At 56.7% G+C, this 13,161-nt stretch carries 14 protein-coding genes, 1 tRNA gene and 1 pseudogene; 5 read left to right on the top strand and 11 right to left on the bottom strand.

The genetic code is table 11. The features are described 5' to 3' along the window. Positions 1-84: 84 nt before the first annotated feature. From E0L15_RS03820 to E0L15_RS03795, 6 genes and pseudogenes are all read right to left on the bottom strand, one after another. Complete coding sequence (locus E0L15_RS03820) at positions 85-321, bottom strand: helix-turn-helix transcriptional regulator (protein ID WP_168124604.1); 237 nt, start codon at positions 319-321, stop codon at positions 85-87. Positions 322-456: 135 nt separating this feature from the next. Beyond that, entirely contained in the window at positions 457-666 is a 210-nt protein-coding gene (locus tag E0L15_RS03815; RefSeq protein ID WP_168124603.1) for a hypothetical protein, read from the bottom strand. A gap of 84 nt (positions 667-750) precedes the next feature. After that, entirely contained in the window at positions 751-894 is a 144-nt protein-coding gene (locus E0L15_RS03810) for a hypothetical protein (RefSeq protein ID WP_168124602.1), read from the bottom strand. Positions 895-956: 62 nt separating this feature from the next. Beyond that, positions 957-1,097: pseudogene (locus E0L15_RS03805) on the bottom strand (chromosome partitioning protein ParB); the annotation flags it as partial. 50 nt (positions 1,098-1,147) lie between these two features. Next, positions 1,148-2,575 (bottom strand): 23S rRNA (uracil(1939)-C(5))-methyltransferase RlmD, encoded by a 1,428-nt coding sequence (gene rlmD, locus E0L15_RS03800; RefSeq protein ID WP_168124601.1) that lies wholly within the window; start codon positions 2,573-2,575, stop codon positions 1,148-1,150. Between the two features lie 5 nt (positions 2,576-2,580). Then, positions 2,581-3,174: an epoxyqueuosine reductase QueH gene (locus E0L15_RS03795; RefSeq protein ID WP_087370880.1), complete on the bottom strand. Its 594-nt coding sequence runs from the start codon at positions 3,172-3,174 to the stop codon at positions 2,581-2,583. 250 nt (positions 3,175-3,424) lie between these two features. Between E0L15_RS03795 and E0L15_RS03790 the strand changes: the two genes are divergently transcribed. Next, complete coding sequence (locus E0L15_RS03790) at positions 3,425-4,657, top strand: hypothetical protein (RefSeq protein ID WP_168124600.1); 1,233 nt, start codon at positions 3,425-3,427, stop codon at positions 4,655-4,657. Positions 4,658-4,708: 51 nt separating this feature from the next. On the opposite strand, the gene typA is transcribed toward E0L15_RS03790, so the two are convergent. Then, positions 4,709-6,535 (bottom strand): translational GTPase TypA, encoded by a 1,827-nt coding sequence (typA, locus tag E0L15_RS03785; protein WP_168124599.1) that lies wholly within the window; start codon positions 6,533-6,535, stop codon positions 4,709-4,711. A gap of 244 nt (positions 6,536-6,779) precedes the next feature. On the opposite strand from typA, the gene E0L15_RS03780 reads away from it, so the two are divergent. Then, positions 6,780-6,854 (top strand) — tRNA-Arg (locus E0L15_RS03780). Between the two features lie 70 nt (positions 6,855-6,924). Here the strand turns inward: E0L15_RS03780 and E0L15_RS03775 are convergent. Then, entirely contained in the window at positions 6,925-7,452 is a 528-nt protein-coding gene (locus E0L15_RS03775) for a hypothetical protein (RefSeq protein ID WP_243155373.1), read from the bottom strand. A gap of 89 nt (positions 7,453-7,541) precedes the next feature. Here E0L15_RS03775 and E0L15_RS03770 point away from each other — a divergent pair, with 89 nt between their 5' ends. Both E0L15_RS03770 and E0L15_RS03765 read left to right on the top strand, forming a co-directional pair. Continuing rightward, positions 7,542-7,772 carry a helix-turn-helix transcriptional regulator gene (locus E0L15_RS03770; protein WP_087230344.1) on the top strand — a complete coding sequence of 77 codons (231 nt, stop codon included), beginning with the start codon at positions 7,542-7,544 and terminating at the stop codon, positions 7,770-7,772. Positions 7,773-7,924: 152 nt separating this feature from the next. Then, positions 7,925-8,350 (top strand): hypothetical protein, encoded by a 426-nt coding sequence (locus E0L15_RS03765; protein WP_168124598.1) that lies wholly within the window; start codon positions 7,925-7,927, stop codon positions 8,348-8,350. 356 nt (positions 8,351-8,706) lie between these two features. Here E0L15_RS03765 and E0L15_RS03760 read toward each other — a convergent pair whose 3' ends face one another. The 3 genes from E0L15_RS03760 to E0L15_RS03750 form a co-directional block, all read right to left on the bottom strand. Then, the gene (locus E0L15_RS03760; RefSeq protein WP_168124597.1) at positions 8,707-9,369 is read right to left on the bottom strand and encodes a DUF6198 family protein; all 663 of its coding nucleotides are present in this window, start codon (positions 9,367-9,369) and stop codon (positions 8,707-8,709) included. A gap of 148 nt (positions 9,370-9,517) precedes the next feature. After that, positions 9,518-10,828: an MATE family efflux transporter gene (locus E0L15_RS03755; protein ID WP_168124596.1), complete on the bottom strand. Its 1,311-nt coding sequence runs from the start codon at positions 10,826-10,828 to the stop codon at positions 9,518-9,520. Positions 10,829-11,000: 172 nt separating this feature from the next. Continuing rightward, positions 11,001-11,873, bottom strand: a complete 873-nt coding sequence (locus tag E0L15_RS03750; protein WP_168124595.1) for a hypothetical protein — start codon at positions 11,871-11,873, stop codon at positions 11,001-11,003. 149 nt (positions 11,874-12,022) lie between these two features. Here E0L15_RS03750 and E0L15_RS03745 point away from each other — a divergent pair, with 149 nt between their 5' ends. Then, positions 12,023-12,943 (top strand): haloacid dehalogenase-like hydrolase, encoded by a 921-nt coding sequence (locus tag E0L15_RS03745; RefSeq protein ID WP_206020553.1) that lies wholly within the window; start codon positions 12,023-12,025, stop codon positions 12,941-12,943. Positions 12,944-13,161 lie beyond the last annotated feature (218 nt).

Here is a 13,161-nt window from a genome sequence, read left to right as displayed (position 1 = left end):
TTTGAAATAAAATTACGAATTTTATTTGTCACTTCTTTCCCCTCCTCGCCTAGATTCCCGACATGCCTATATTTTAATCAAATTTTATATATCTTTATCTCCCAATATACTTATCCCTACCTTTTGATCCTCTAATATGAATACCTGCTCATAGCCAACATTTAAAGTTTTAGCGATTAAAAGCATTTCTTCAAACGAAACTGTTTCACGTTGTAATTTTTTATTGAAATTTTGAGGAGTTTGTCCGATCTTTCTACACAGTTCTGCTAAACTTATACTTTTTCTGTTACATAATTCTCTAATCATATCTGATGTTGTCATCTCCACCTCCATCAATACAATTCCATTATAAACCCTATGGTTGATAAGCACAAGCTGCCTTCTTTAAAATTAACAGCCCATAAAAAAAGCACCTTGCAGCCATTTCAAAAGCCACAAGGCACTCCATTCTGTTATTTATCTCTCCACATCCACCTTTGCCCCGGATTTAAACTCCACCTCAAACCGCTCATCGTAAACCGTGATCTTTTCAATCAGCCGCCGCACCAGCAGTTCAACATACTCCGTGACCTCTGTGGACTGCTGTTCCAGAAACTCCCGCATCTCCCTGATCCGCTGTTTCAGTCCCTCCCGCTCGGCGCTCTCCACCAGTGCGTTCTGTTTCAATTCCCGCAGTCTGTCAATCTCATCTGCAACACTGTTATAATCCTTTTTCGAATTCGCTAGTTTCAGAAGTTCCTTGTATGTAACTCACTCTTTCGGCTTGTACGCTTTGTCGCTCTTTGCGATATTATCCAGCGGTACTTTGCCCTCACCTTCACCAAACTCAACCTTTACGTTGATATGCCCATCCGGTTTTTTGTGGGAAAGCAGTACTACGCCTTTCAGCGTCATCGGGCAGAACTTTTCCTCGCCCGCCGCCTGATGCTGCTCGGCAAGTTTTACATCCTGCGAGTATCCTCGTCCATTAAAACCTTGAATGGGTGGTCTGGAAACTCGTCAATCTCCGATATGGGAATATCCCTTATCTTAGAGAGCTTTGTTTCCTCACGGCTTTCGTCCGGTTGGAAAAGATCATCGTATGCGGTCAGCTCGATTTTGGTTTCTCTGCTTCCCGCCAATCTCTGCCACCTCCTTTCCTAACTGCTCATATCATCGTAGGTTGCTTACTTTCCGCCGCCGTTAAATCCAACTCATCCATCTTAAGTTCTATTTCGATATGATGGTCGACTTTGAGTTTGGACAATAATACTACCGTCTCGACGTGCGCCGTTCTCGGGAACAAGTCCACAGCCTCCGCCCGCTGGGACACATAGCCCAGAGCGGCAAACCGCTTCAAATCCCGGCCCAGGGTGGCGGGGTCACAGGATACATACACTACCCGGGGGGGCGCCATGCGGGCGATGGTGTCCACCACGTCGGGGGCCAACCCCTTCCGGGGCGGGTCCACCACAATGACATCGGGGGTGATGCCCTCCTGCTCCAGCTGGAGCGCCAGCTGGGAGGCGTCGCCGCACAGGAAACGGGTCTTGTCCGCCAATCCGTTGCGCCGGGCGTTCTCCTTGGCGTCCTCAATGGCCTGGGGCACCACTTCCACCCCGATGACGTTTGCGGCGTGTTCCGCCATGGTCAGGGAGATGGTGCCGATGCCACAGTACAGGTCCACCACCGTCTCGGTGCCCGTGAGGCCCGCAAACTCCACCGCCCGGCTGTATAACACCTGGGTCTGGGGCTGGTTGATCTGGAAGAAGGAGGGGACAGACAGCCGGAAGGTGTGGCCGCACAGGGTCTCCTCCAGCCAGTCTTGGCCCCACAGGGTGTGGTACTCGGTGCCCAAAATCACGTTGGTTTTCCGGGTGTTTACCGACAAAACTACACCCACTAACGTGGGCACGGCGGCCTTCAACGCCTCCACCAGCTCTTGAGCGTGGGGCAGTTTTTTTCCGTTGATAATCAGGCAGCACAGCACTTCCCCGGCCTGGTTGGTGCGCAGATACAGGTGGCGCACCAGGCCCTTCCCCGTCTTTTCCTGGTAGGGGGGGATGCGGTACTGGTTCATCCAGTCCGCCACCACCTGGCGGCACAGGCTGTCCACCTGGGGCTGGAGGTGACAGTGGGGAATGTCAATGACCTGGTGGGTGCGGGAGCGGTAGTAGCCGATGCCGTCCCCGCTCACCGGGAATTGTACCTTGTTGCGGTAGCCCTGGGTGTTTTCTGCCCCGTATATGGCGGACACAGGCAGGTCCAGACCGCCTAAGCGGTGGAGGGCGTCCTCCACCCGCTGGCGCTTGGCGCAGAGCTCTTCCTCATAGGTCATGTGGCGGAACTGGCAGCCTCCGCACTGGCGGTAGTGAGGGCAGTCCGGCTCGATGCGGGCGGGGGATGGGGCGCGCAGGGTGGCGATGTGGGCCCAGGCGGCGTTGTGGCCCACGTGCTCAATGCATACGTCCGCCTCTTCGCCTCGGACCGCTCCGTGGACAAAGACCACCATGCCGTCAATGCGGGCCACGCCGGTGCCGTCGCTGGCATAGCTTTCAATATGTGCGGGGTAAATCTTCCCTTCTTGCAGTGCCATGGTGGTCATCTCCCTTCTGCGGCGGCCTGGGCCGCCTGCTGCTTGTGCAGCTTGTGAAGCTGCTTTTTCCGGCGGTTGGAGAAGCGGTCCTCCTCGCTGTAAATGCAGCCACAGTATTTTTGCATATACAGGCCCAACGCCCGGGCCTGCTCCTGTCCGTCCTTAAACCGGGGGCGGAAGTCATAGGGCAGAAAATCCACCCCGTACTTTTTGCCCACTTTTTCCCCAATCTCGCACATCAGCTCCCGGTTTTGATAGGGAGAGATGAGCAGGGTGGAGGTGAAGGCGGAAAAGCCCCGCTCAGCCGCGGTCTTGGCGGTCTCCTCAAAGCGGCGGGCGTAGCACCAGGAGCACCGGGCGTCGGAATTGGCGGCCACGGCGGCGGTGAACTCCCGCAGACCGTAGTCGTCCAGCTCCACCAGGGGCAAATCAATGTCCTGAGCGTACTGGCGCAGAGTGTCCCGGCGGGCCTTGTACTCCAGGAAGGGGTGAATGTTGGGGTTGTACCAGAAGCCGGTGGGGGCGTGGCCCTCCTCCCGGAGTTGCTGAATGCAAGCCACCGAACAGGGGGCACAGCAGATGTGAAGAAAAATATTCATAGACGCTCCTTTAAGCCCATGGCAGTGGGATGAATGGGCCTTTTTGACGTGTTTTCTGTCATTATACCATGTCCCTTCTCACCCCGCAACAAAGAGGACAGGGCAGAAGGGCAGGGCTTCCCAGAAACATACATTTACTTTTGCATGCAAAAGTGTTAGGATAGAGTTACCCGAAATTTGTGGAAGAAACACGAGTGCGGACAACCAGGCCCGCCGACGGTAAGCGGAGCCCAACAGAGGAGGAGATAACATGCGGTTTTGTGAGTATTGCGGCGCACCCCTGGAGGATGGGCAGCTGTGCACCTGCCCCCAGGCCCAGCAACAGCAGCAGGAGCCACCCACGACCCAGCCGGAGAGCGCTCCGGTGGAGCAGACCCCGCCCCAGCAGCCCGCCACCCCGCCGGAAGAGCAGGGGTACAGTTATGGACAGCCCCAGGGCGACCAGACAACCCCCGAAGAGCAGCAGCCGGAGTCCACGGTCCAGCCGTCGGAACCCAGCGGCCAACCGCCGGAGTACAACTACCAGCAGCCGGGAGCTGACACCCAGCAGAATAGCTATGGGTATCAACAGCAGCCCTCTGGGTACGGCTATCAACAGCCCGGACCGCAGCAGCAGTCTGGCTATGGCTATCAGCAGCAGCCCGGCGGATATGGCTACCAGCCCCAGGGCGGGCAGGGCCAGCCGGGGAGCCAGAACGCCCAGCAGTTCGCCCAGATGGGCCGACAGGTGCGGGACACCACCGTCCACGCCGCCAAGAGCCTGAAACCCTTCTTTGCCCAGTATTGGGCTTCCCCCGTCCAGGCCATCCGCACCGCTGTGGCAGAGAAGAACCTCACTGTGGCGGTGACCCTCTCGGTAATCCGGGTGGTGGTGGTCATCGCTCTGTTGTGGAATGTGGTGGGCCAAGTGGCTGGCAGCATCCGCAGCACAATCGGGCCTTTGAGCAGTTTGGGTAATCTGATGGGCAGCAGCTCCGTTATGACGGTGCGGGGCAACCCCCTGGGCAGCATCCTGTTTGGCCTCATCATTGCAGTGGTGGGCATGGCCCTGTTTACCCTGGTGCTCTTTGCCCTCACCCGCATCTTTAAAAGCGGCGGCAGCATTCTGGATATGTACATCGCCAACAGCGCCAACGGCGGCGTGACCACTGTGGTGCTGTTTTTGGCCTTTGTGTGCGCCTTCTTCTCTCTAAATGTGGCCGTGGGCCTGGTGGTTCTGGCCTGCTTCACAGCGGTGGTGTGCGGCAGCTTGTCTGCCCAAGCGGTGTGCGGCGACCAGAGCAGCGGAATGTTCTGGCTGTGCTACCTGGGCGGTATGCTGGTGATCCTGGCGGTGAGCTGGTGGATTGTTCCCCCCTGTGTGATTCAGACGGTGGGCGGCATCACCCTGACCTTGGATGGCAGTAGTATCACCATCCGGGAGTTCCTGGAGAGATTCCTGTCCAACGGGCTGGCTGGCCTGTTCTCTCAGTTGTTCTACTAATAATAAAATGGGGACGTTGCCTCGGCAACGTCCCCATTTTTTGAGACGATATTAGGACTTTTTACCCTTCTGGGCCTTCATGCGCTGCTCGTGGTTGAGGATGCGCTTGCGCAGACGCAGGTTCTCGGGGGTGACCTCCAGAATCTCGTCGTCGGCCAGGAACTCCAGGCACTGCTCCAGGGAGAGAATGCGGGGGGGCACCAGGCGCAGGGCCTCGTCGGAACCGGAGGCACGCATGTTGGTCAGCTGCTTTTTGCGGCAGACATTGACGGTGATGTCCTCCATCTTGGGACACACACCCACCACCATGCCCTCATACACGGGCACACCAGCGCCGATGAACAGAGCGCCACGGTCCTGGGCGGAGAACAGGCCGTAGGCCACGGACTCGCCGGTCTCGTGGGCCACCAGAGAACCGGTGTTGCGGCGCTGAATCTCGCCCTTGTAGGGCACGTACTTCTCAAAGACGGAGGCCATGATGCCCTCGCCCTTGGTGTCGGTCAAGAACTCGTTGCGGTAGCCGAACAGGCCACGGGAGGGGACCAGGAACTCCAGCTTCATGCGGCTGCCCACGGGGGTCATGGAGAGGAACTCGGCCTTGCGGGCGCCCAGCTTCTCCATGACGGCGCCCACGTTGTCGGCGGGCACATCGGTGACCACACGCTCCACGGGCTCGCACTTGACCCCGTCGATCTCCTGGTAGAGCACACGGGGGGGAGAGACCTGGAACTCGTAGCCTTCCCGGCGCATGGTCTCAATGAGGATGGACAGGGACATCTCGCCACGGCCCGCCACGTTGAAGGAGTCGGTGGAGTTCTCCACCTCGGTCACCCGCAGGGACACGTCCTTGAGGGTCTCACGGAACAGGCGGTCCCGGAGCTGGCGGCTGGTGACGAACTTGCCCTCACGGCCAGCAAAGGGGGAGTCGTTGACAGAGAAGGTCATCTCTAGAGTGGGGGCGGAGATCTTCACAAACTCGATGGGCTCCACGGCGGAGGGGGCACAGATGGTGTCGCCGATGGTGATGTCGCCGATGCCGCTCATGGCGATGATCTCACCGGCGGCGGCCTCGGTGACGGGGGTGCGGGCCAGGCCGTCGAAGGTGTACAGGCTCACGGCCTTGGCCTTCTTGGCCTCGTCGGGGTTGTGGTAGTTGCACACCACGATCTCCTGGTTCTGCTTGATGGTACCACGCTCAATGCGGCCAATGGCAATGCGGCCCACAAAGTCGTTGTAGTCGATGGAGGAGACCAGCATCTGGAAGGGAGCCTCGGTGTCACACTCGGGGGCGGGAATGTACTCCAGAATGGTCTCGAACAGGGGCACCAGGTCGGTGCCCACCACGTCGGGGGAGTAGGAGGCGGTGCCCTGACGGCCGGAGCAGAAGAGGGTGGGGGAGTCCAGCTGCTCGTCGGTGGCGTCCAGGTCCATCAGCAGCTCCAGCACCTCGTCCACCACCTCGTGGATACGCTGGTCGGGGCGGTCGATCTTGTTGACCACCACGATGACCCGGTGGCCCAGCTCCAGGGCACGGGAGAGCACGAAGCGGGTCTGAGGCATGGGGCCCTCGGCGGCGTCCACCAGCAGGATGACGCCGTTGACCATCTTCAGAATACGCTCCACCTCGCCGCCGAAGTCGGCGTGGCCCGGGGTGTCTACGATGTTGATTTTGGTATCCTTATAGTGGACGGCGGTATTCTTGGCCAGAATGGTGATGCCGCGCTCACGCTCCAGGTCGTTGGAGTCCATGACACGCTCCACCGTGGCCTGATTCTCCCGGTAGATGCCGCCCTGCTTGAGCATCTCGTCCACCAGGGTGGTCTTGCCGTGGTCAACGTGGGCAATGATGGCTACGTTTCTCAATTTCTCGTTTCGCATCTCTCGTTCTCCTTATTGTCTGGCTGTTTTGCACAGCCCATAAACTACCATGGGAATGTGGACACAATTCCCACATCCGATCAAAACACAGTCACTTATTATATCCCGAAATGTGTTGGATTGCAACGGCAGAAGGGGAGAAAAACCCGCCCGATTCCAGAAAAGTTCTTGTGCCGCATTGACAGTATCGGTGGAATTGGGTAGAATATACCAAGCGGCCATGGGCTGCCGGACAATTTGATATGCCTCCGTAGTTAAATGGATATAACAAGCCCCTCCTAAGGGTTAGTTGTGAGTTCGATTCTCGCCGGGGGTGCCAAAACCCGCCAAACTCCAGGGGAGTTTGGCGGGTTTTACTTCTTACTTATTCACTAATCACTCTTCACTATTCACTCAGGGAAAGCTAGATTAACCAGAGCTTTTCCCCGTTTCCTTGCGTAGCAGAGTGTTTGATACGCTCCACCATGAGAATGGGCAACATAAAATACCACAAGATTGCTGCGTTCGACCATTTCTCGATTTCGAATTTGAAACGCCTGTTTGGGATGTGCTTGGGCGGCAGTTTGGCACACCTCAATATCATCATAGTATGCTTCAAAATCAGAGAGGTGGGTCTGGAGTTCCGCTGTGGGATAGGGAAGCATCCAAATAAGAGAACAAGCATCACTGTGAGTTTGAGACTGCCAACGCTTAATTGCGGCGGTGACCACGAGGTCAAAATCCCCATTGCGCCCCACCAGAAAATCTACATGCTGATGGTGTGTGAGTAGAGTTGAAATGAGCTGTTCTACCTTGGACTCAACAGAAGAAAAATCAGAAATAACTCGATGCCCAAAGAAACTGACGGTGTATATCGGTTCAGATGAAAACAAAGTCTCACCCCCAATGTGAAGAAGTGACTTTGCTCCATTATACATATACATTTACTCAAAGTAAAGGATTATGCAATTGTAGAAAATTATAATCCTGCTGTTTTGTTGTTAGCATAATAGCAGGAGGCGATACCATGCACACGGAATTCCCAGAACGCTATATCACGTTAGGCTTAAAGATTGCGTACTACAGGAAAAAAGCGGGGCTGACCCAGGAACTTTTGGCGGAGCGGGTGGGCAAAAGCGTCAACTTCATTGCACAAGTGGAGGGTACGGGAACCATCCGTGGCGTGTCTCTGGAGACACTGTTCAAGATTGCCCAGGTGCTGGATATTCCCCCGGCCAAATTGCTGGCGGACGATTGAGCACCGGGTGAGAATCAAACCATGAAAAAGAGCCAGCCCGGGCGGCGTTGTATGCCGTCCGAGCTGGCTTGATTACCTTATACATTGGCTCCATTGAATTATTTATGTAGATAGCGTACAATGAAAAGAGACATTACAAGGGGCGTGGTGTAATGGATGGGATATTAGAGAAATTTTCGCTGTATGATTTTTTTAATGTAATTTTTAGTGGTGGTATCTTTTTGCTTGGCCTGCATGTAATGGGAATATTTCCGCTTTCCTATGTAGAAAAGAAAATGGAGCTTCCAAATCATGACATAATCATGTATGCAGTTATTATCTTCTTATGTTATATAATTGGGGCTTGTTTGCAATTTATCGGCTCATGCTTAACAAAAAACATAGGTTTTTTAAAGTTTCAAAGCGGCATAACAAGTTCGATTTTAAACGATAAAGAGATATATGACAACAACAGTTGTAAACTTGCAGTTTATAAAGGGTTGGCCGATAAAATTTTCGAGAAAAAGGGAATTTCGGTGAAAGATGGAGTTTACACGGCGGAACAATGTGAATATTTCTTTGCGTATTGCAGTTACTAGATACAGGTACACGGACATAACAGTAAGACAGAGAAAATGCGTGCGCTGAAAGGGCTAGATTGTCTTTGGATGGTTTGTTTTGCTGCTTTATCTCTTGTCGCATGGGGGTGGTGCGTACATTTACGATTATGTGACCTAGTAGATAACATTACAGTCGCTCTTGTATGCGGAATTATTTTTCCTGTGCTATCTATTGTTAGCTATTATAAAATGAAAACAAATGTTAGGTATTGGATTAAAATGGTTCTGGCCACATATGAAGTGTGCTCAGAGGAAAATGGAGACAACAAATAACGGGGCCTATCAAAACGGAGTAAGCGAAAAATCGCTTGCTCCGTTTTTGATAATTAATTCTGTCAGCTCAGCACCGACAACTCCACCTTCTTGGTGAGTTTATTGGTCTGCTTAGTGATCTGCCCCACCAGAATAGCGGCGGCGATGGTGCCCTCACGCACGCCGCTGAGGTGGCCCAGGAACACCAGCGACAGCACAATGGCGATGCACACCAGGGTCACGTCAAAACACATCTTCATATTGCCGAACTTCACCGGGGCCACCTGGCAGATGGCCAGCACAATGCCCTCCCCGGCGGTGGTCACCAGATGGGCCATCACTTCCACGCTCACCCCAAAGGCGATGAGCGCAATGCCCAGGGCGCAGTAGCCCCAGGCCATGAGATAGCCCGAGCAGGGCAGAGGGGCGATGACCCATTCCGCCACGTCGATGGTGAACCCGAAGAGAATGGCGGCCGGGAATTGCAGTATCTGGAACCAGTCGTAGTTGCGGCGGAGAATGGCGATTTGAATGAGGACAAAGAGGAAATTCATAATGATGGTGGTGGCCCCCACCGACAGGCCGGAAATTTCCGAGGTGACATAGGGCACACTGGAGATGGGGGAGGTGCCCAGCCCCGCTTTGATGGAAAAGGCCACGCCAAAGGCCATGATCATCAGTCCCAGGCACAAAAAGAGGATGCGCCGCAGGGGGTGGGTGAGAGGGGTTCGGTTGGATTGTCGCATGGAATCTCGACCTTTCAAAGCCTGTTGTGGGAGACGCAAAAAGCGGGGTAAAACCTGGAATGGTCTTACCCCGCAGTGACCTGCGCAGAAACAGAGAGATTTCAAGTTTTACAGTTTTCTACCATTGTAGCACCCCCTGGCGGCAAGGTCAAGCCGGCCGGGGATCGGGAGCACCCAGCCCCTGGGGTCTGCCCAATACCAGGCCCAGCAGCAGGGTGAACAGCTCGGCGGCGGGGAAGGCCAGCCACACCCCGGTGATGCCAAACAGGTGGGAGAGGAGGAAGGCGAAGGCCACAATGGCCACCACACCCCGGCACAGGGCCAGGATGGAGGACTCTCTGCCCCGGCCTGTGGCGCTGTAAAAGCCGGATTTGACAATGTTGGCCCCGGCAAAGAGGAAGCCCAGAAAGTACAGGCGCAGGCCGGGGATGGCGTAGTCGGCCAGCTGGGCGGAGTGCTGGCTGTTGAACACCGCCACCAGGGTCCCGGCAAAGGTCACCACCACCGCCACCACCACCGCGGACACACACAGGCCGATGAACATGGAGTGGCGGTAGATGCGGCTCTGGCCCTGGGTGTCGCCGGAGCCGTGGCAGGCACTGGCCAGAGGCTGGAGCCCCTGGGAGATGCCGTTGAAGAGAGCGACCCCCACCAGGGCGATGTTGGCCACGATGCCGTAGGCGGCCACCGCCGCATTGCCCGCCAGATGCAGGAGAATGAAGTTAAAGACCATGGTGGTCACGCCGCTGGACATCTCCCCCACAAAGGCCACCACCCCCAGCTGGCAGGCGGACAGCAGGCGGCGCAGAGAGGGCAGGGTGGGGATGAGGCGGATGGTGTTGCGGGGGGAGAGGTAGTGGAGCAGGCAGATGGACATGCTCACCACCGGGGAGAAGCCGGTGGCCAGGGCGGCCCCGGTCATGCCCAGTCCCAAGGGGAACATGAGCAGGTAGTCAAAGAGGATGTTGAACAGGCCGCTGAGGAGGGTGGCGGCCATGGCGATGCGGGGGGCGCCGTCGTTGCGCACAAAGGCGGTACAGGTGAAGTTGAGCATGAACAGGGGGGCAAAACACAGCACAATGCGGATGTAATTGTGTCCCACCTGCAAAATGGTGTCGTCCGCCCCCATCAGCCGCAGCACTCCGTTAGGCACGGCCACACCCAGCGCCACAAACACCGCCCCCACCAGCAGGGTCCAGGCGATGGCGTTGGAGAAGTAGAGGTGGTAATCGGCGGTGTTGCTCCCCTTGCCCAGGGCATAGCGGGTGGCGGAGCCGATGCCAATCATGGAGCCCAGGGCGAAGATGAGCCCGTAGAGGGGCAGCACCAGGTTCAGGGCGGTGATGCCGTTGGGGCCCTGGGACAGGGAGATAAAAAAGGTGTCGGCCAGGATGTAGCAGGAGGTGCCAATCATGGCCAGAATGTTGGGGAGCAGATAGCGTCTGAGCTGTTTTTCCATGTTTCTTTAGTCCTTTCGCAAAAAAATGCACCCTTGTCTACGGCTTCTAAGACCTAACGCCGTAAACGAAGAATGCATTCTACATTCCACTACCCGGTGGCAGTTGATATCTAAGAGAGTATACCCCAGAATAGTGGGAAAGGCAAGGGGGAGTGTGGCAAAATCCACGGGCTTATGGCTGTGCCAGTTCCACCAAAACGCCGCTGGCATCGTCGCTGGGTTTCAGGCGGGGAAATTGGCGCAAGTCCTGGTCTGCCTGTTCCACGGCCCGCAGGCGGGAGAGGAGGGAGGAGAGGCCCTGAGTATAGGCGGCGTGCAGATATTCCTGGGGGCCAGGCTCCAGGTGGTAGCTCTGGTACCCGGCGGCCAGCCCGTCCGACATCAAAAAGACATGGTGTACCCCTTGCCCAGACAGAGAGAGGTGGGTGCCGTACTGGGCCAGCCCGGTGTGAGGGGCCAGCACGCTATAGCCATCCAGCTGTTCGGGATGGTTTTTCTTTTCCCGGTGCTCCAAAAGCTTTGCCCGCATGGCGGGGCTTTGAATGACCTCGGCGGGTGGTTGCCCGGTGGTGTCAGACAGGTGCATACACAGCTGGATGGCCCGGTCATCCAAGCGAGAGACCGCCGGGTCATGGTATACGCCGCCGTCCCAGATTGCGGTGCAGTCGCCCAGAAGGAACAGCTCTGGGCCACTCTCCTGGGTATTTCGGAAAATAGCCAGGGAGGCGGAGGGCTCATAGGAAAAGCCCCGCAAGTGGTCCGCAATGGGAATGGCCTGGTATTGCTGCTCCACCAGGGCCAGGGCTTGCTCCACCGCCGTGGGAAGGGGAGTGGAAGGCTGCTCTACCTGGGCGAAGGCGTGGGCAAAGGTGTGCACAAACCACTGGGCATCACTTTGAAAGCGGCCCTGCAAATGGGGCACCAACACATTGGGCATCAGGCCCGAGGAGCCATCCAGAAGCATAGCCCAGCGGTTGGGCTGGAGGTGTATGAAATCTTCGTTGACCTTGCGTCCTGTGGAGGACAGAGTGCTGACAACATCCATGGCCAGTACCTCCCTATCGTTTGCTTGTCCGTATTCTACCACGGCAGATAAGGGTTGTATAGCCGCTAAAGGGAAAACGAAAAAGGGGGCATACACGCTGGGAGAGGTGTGGTATAATGAACGTATCCCAAAGACAAGGAGAGACTGTCATGAAACGACTGCTTGACTGTACCGCCTCGGACTTTCGCACCATGAATAAGGAGGAGCTACTGGCCTCCATTGCCGGCTCGGAGGGCCGGGTGCTGGCCTGCGAGTCCATCGGCTATATCCAGCCCATGCTGGGCAACGTCACCAACGCCGAGTTTACCGCCGCCATGGGGGCGGATATTCTGCTTTTGAACATGTTTGACGTACAAAAACCCGTCATCCAGGGCCTACCCAAGTGCGAGCCCATGGAGGTGGTGGCCCGTCTCAAGGCCCTCACCGGTCGCCCCATCGGCATCAACCTGGAGCCGGTGGACCAGCCCCTGGAGCAGGAGGAGGGGGACCTGTGGGCCATGACCGACGGGCGGAAGGCCACCCTGGAAAATGCCCGCCGGGCCGCGGACATGGGGGTGAACTTCATCCTCCTCACCGGAAATCCCGGGGTGGGTGTGACCAATGAGGCCATTGTGCGCACCTTGAAGGAGTACAAGGCGGAGCTGGGAGACCGGCTCATTCTGGCCGCCGGCAAGATGCACGCCTCCGGCATCCTCACCGAGGGGGCCGAGCACATCATCACCACCGCTGACATTGACGCCTTCGCCCAGGCCGGGGCGGACATCATCCTTCTGCCCGCCCCCGGCACCGTGCCCGGCATCACCATGGAGTATGTCAGAGGCCTGGTCACCCATGCCCACTCCCTGGGCTGCCTGACCATCACCGCCATCGGCACCTCTCAGGAGGGGGCGGACGTGGACACCATCCGCCAGATTGCTCTGATGTGCAAGATGACCGGCACCGACATCCACCATCTGGGGGATGCGGGCTACGCGGGCATGTCCCTGCCGGAGAACATCCAGGCCTATTCTGTGGCCATCCGTGGCATCCGCCACACCTATCACCGGATGGCCTGTTCCGTGAACCGCTGAGGGCCACATCCAAAATTTCGGAGAAAAGCGTCGGAGCATGGCTCCGGCGCTTTTTTAGTAAAAAGCCCACAAAATGGGGTGTGGGCAATTGGCATAAAAGCGAATTGAAATAAACGAGTTTATATGGTAAAACTGTTGAGAAAGATGGGGAGCCCCCATGAACGGAGCGGGTACGGGAGCGCGGCAGTGTGGGCGGCTCCGGTACCCCTTATACACGA

The sequence above is a fragment of the Pseudoflavonifractor sp. SW1122 genome, assembly GCF_012027765.1.
Taxonomy (GTDB): domain Bacteria; phylum Bacillota; class Clostridia; order Oscillospirales; family Oscillospiraceae; genus Enterenecus; species Enterenecus faecium.
The sequence above is the reverse complement of the archived record's forward strand: the minus strand, read 5'-3'. Positions and strand labels throughout refer to the sequence as shown.

Coding starts and splice junctions, on each gene's coding strand:
- E0L15_RS03745 (WP_206020553.1), top strand. CDS start 12,023: ATGAAACGACTGCTTGACTGTACCGCCTCGGACTTTCGCACCATGAAT.
- E0L15_RS03750 (WP_168124595.1), bottom strand. CDS start 11,873: ATGGATGTTGTCAGCACTCTGTCCTCCACAGGACGCAAGGTCAACGAA.
- E0L15_RS03810 (WP_168124602.1), bottom strand. CDS start 894: ATGACGCTGAAAGGCGTAGTACTGCTTTCCCACAAAAAACCGGATGGG.
- E0L15_RS03760 (WP_168124597.1), bottom strand. CDS start 9,369: ATGCGACAATCCAACCGAACCCCTCTCACCCACCCCCTGCGGCGCATC.
- rlmD (WP_168124601.1), bottom strand. CDS start 2,575: ATGGCACTGCAAGAAGGGAAGATTTACCCCGCACATATTGAAAGCTAT.
- E0L15_RS03790 (WP_168124600.1), top strand. CDS start 3,425: ATGCGGTTTTGTGAGTATTGCGGCGCACCCCTGGAGGATGGGCAGCTG.
- E0L15_RS03765 (WP_168124598.1), top strand. CDS start 7,925: ATGGATGGGATATTAGAGAAATTTTCGCTGTATGATTTTTTTAATGTA.
- typA (WP_168124599.1), bottom strand. CDS start 6,535: ATGCGAAACGAGAAATTGAGAAACGTAGCCATCATTGCCCACGTTGAC.
- E0L15_RS03775 (WP_243155373.1), bottom strand. CDS start 7,452: ATGTATAATGGAGCAAAGTCACTTCTTCACATTGGGGGTGAGACTTTG.
- E0L15_RS03755 (WP_168124596.1), bottom strand. CDS start 10,828: ATGGAAAAACAGCTCAGACGCTATCTGCTCCCCAACATTCTGGCCATG.
- E0L15_RS03820 (WP_168124604.1), bottom strand. CDS start 321: ATGACAACATCAGATATGATTAGAGAATTATGTAACAGAAAAAGTATA.
- E0L15_RS03795 (WP_087370880.1), bottom strand. CDS start 3,174: ATGAATATTTTTCTTCACATCTGCTGTGCCCCCTGTTCGGTGGCTTGC.
- E0L15_RS03770 (WP_087230344.1), top strand. CDS start 7,542: ATGCACACGGAATTCCCAGAACGCTATATCACGTTAGGCTTAAAGATT.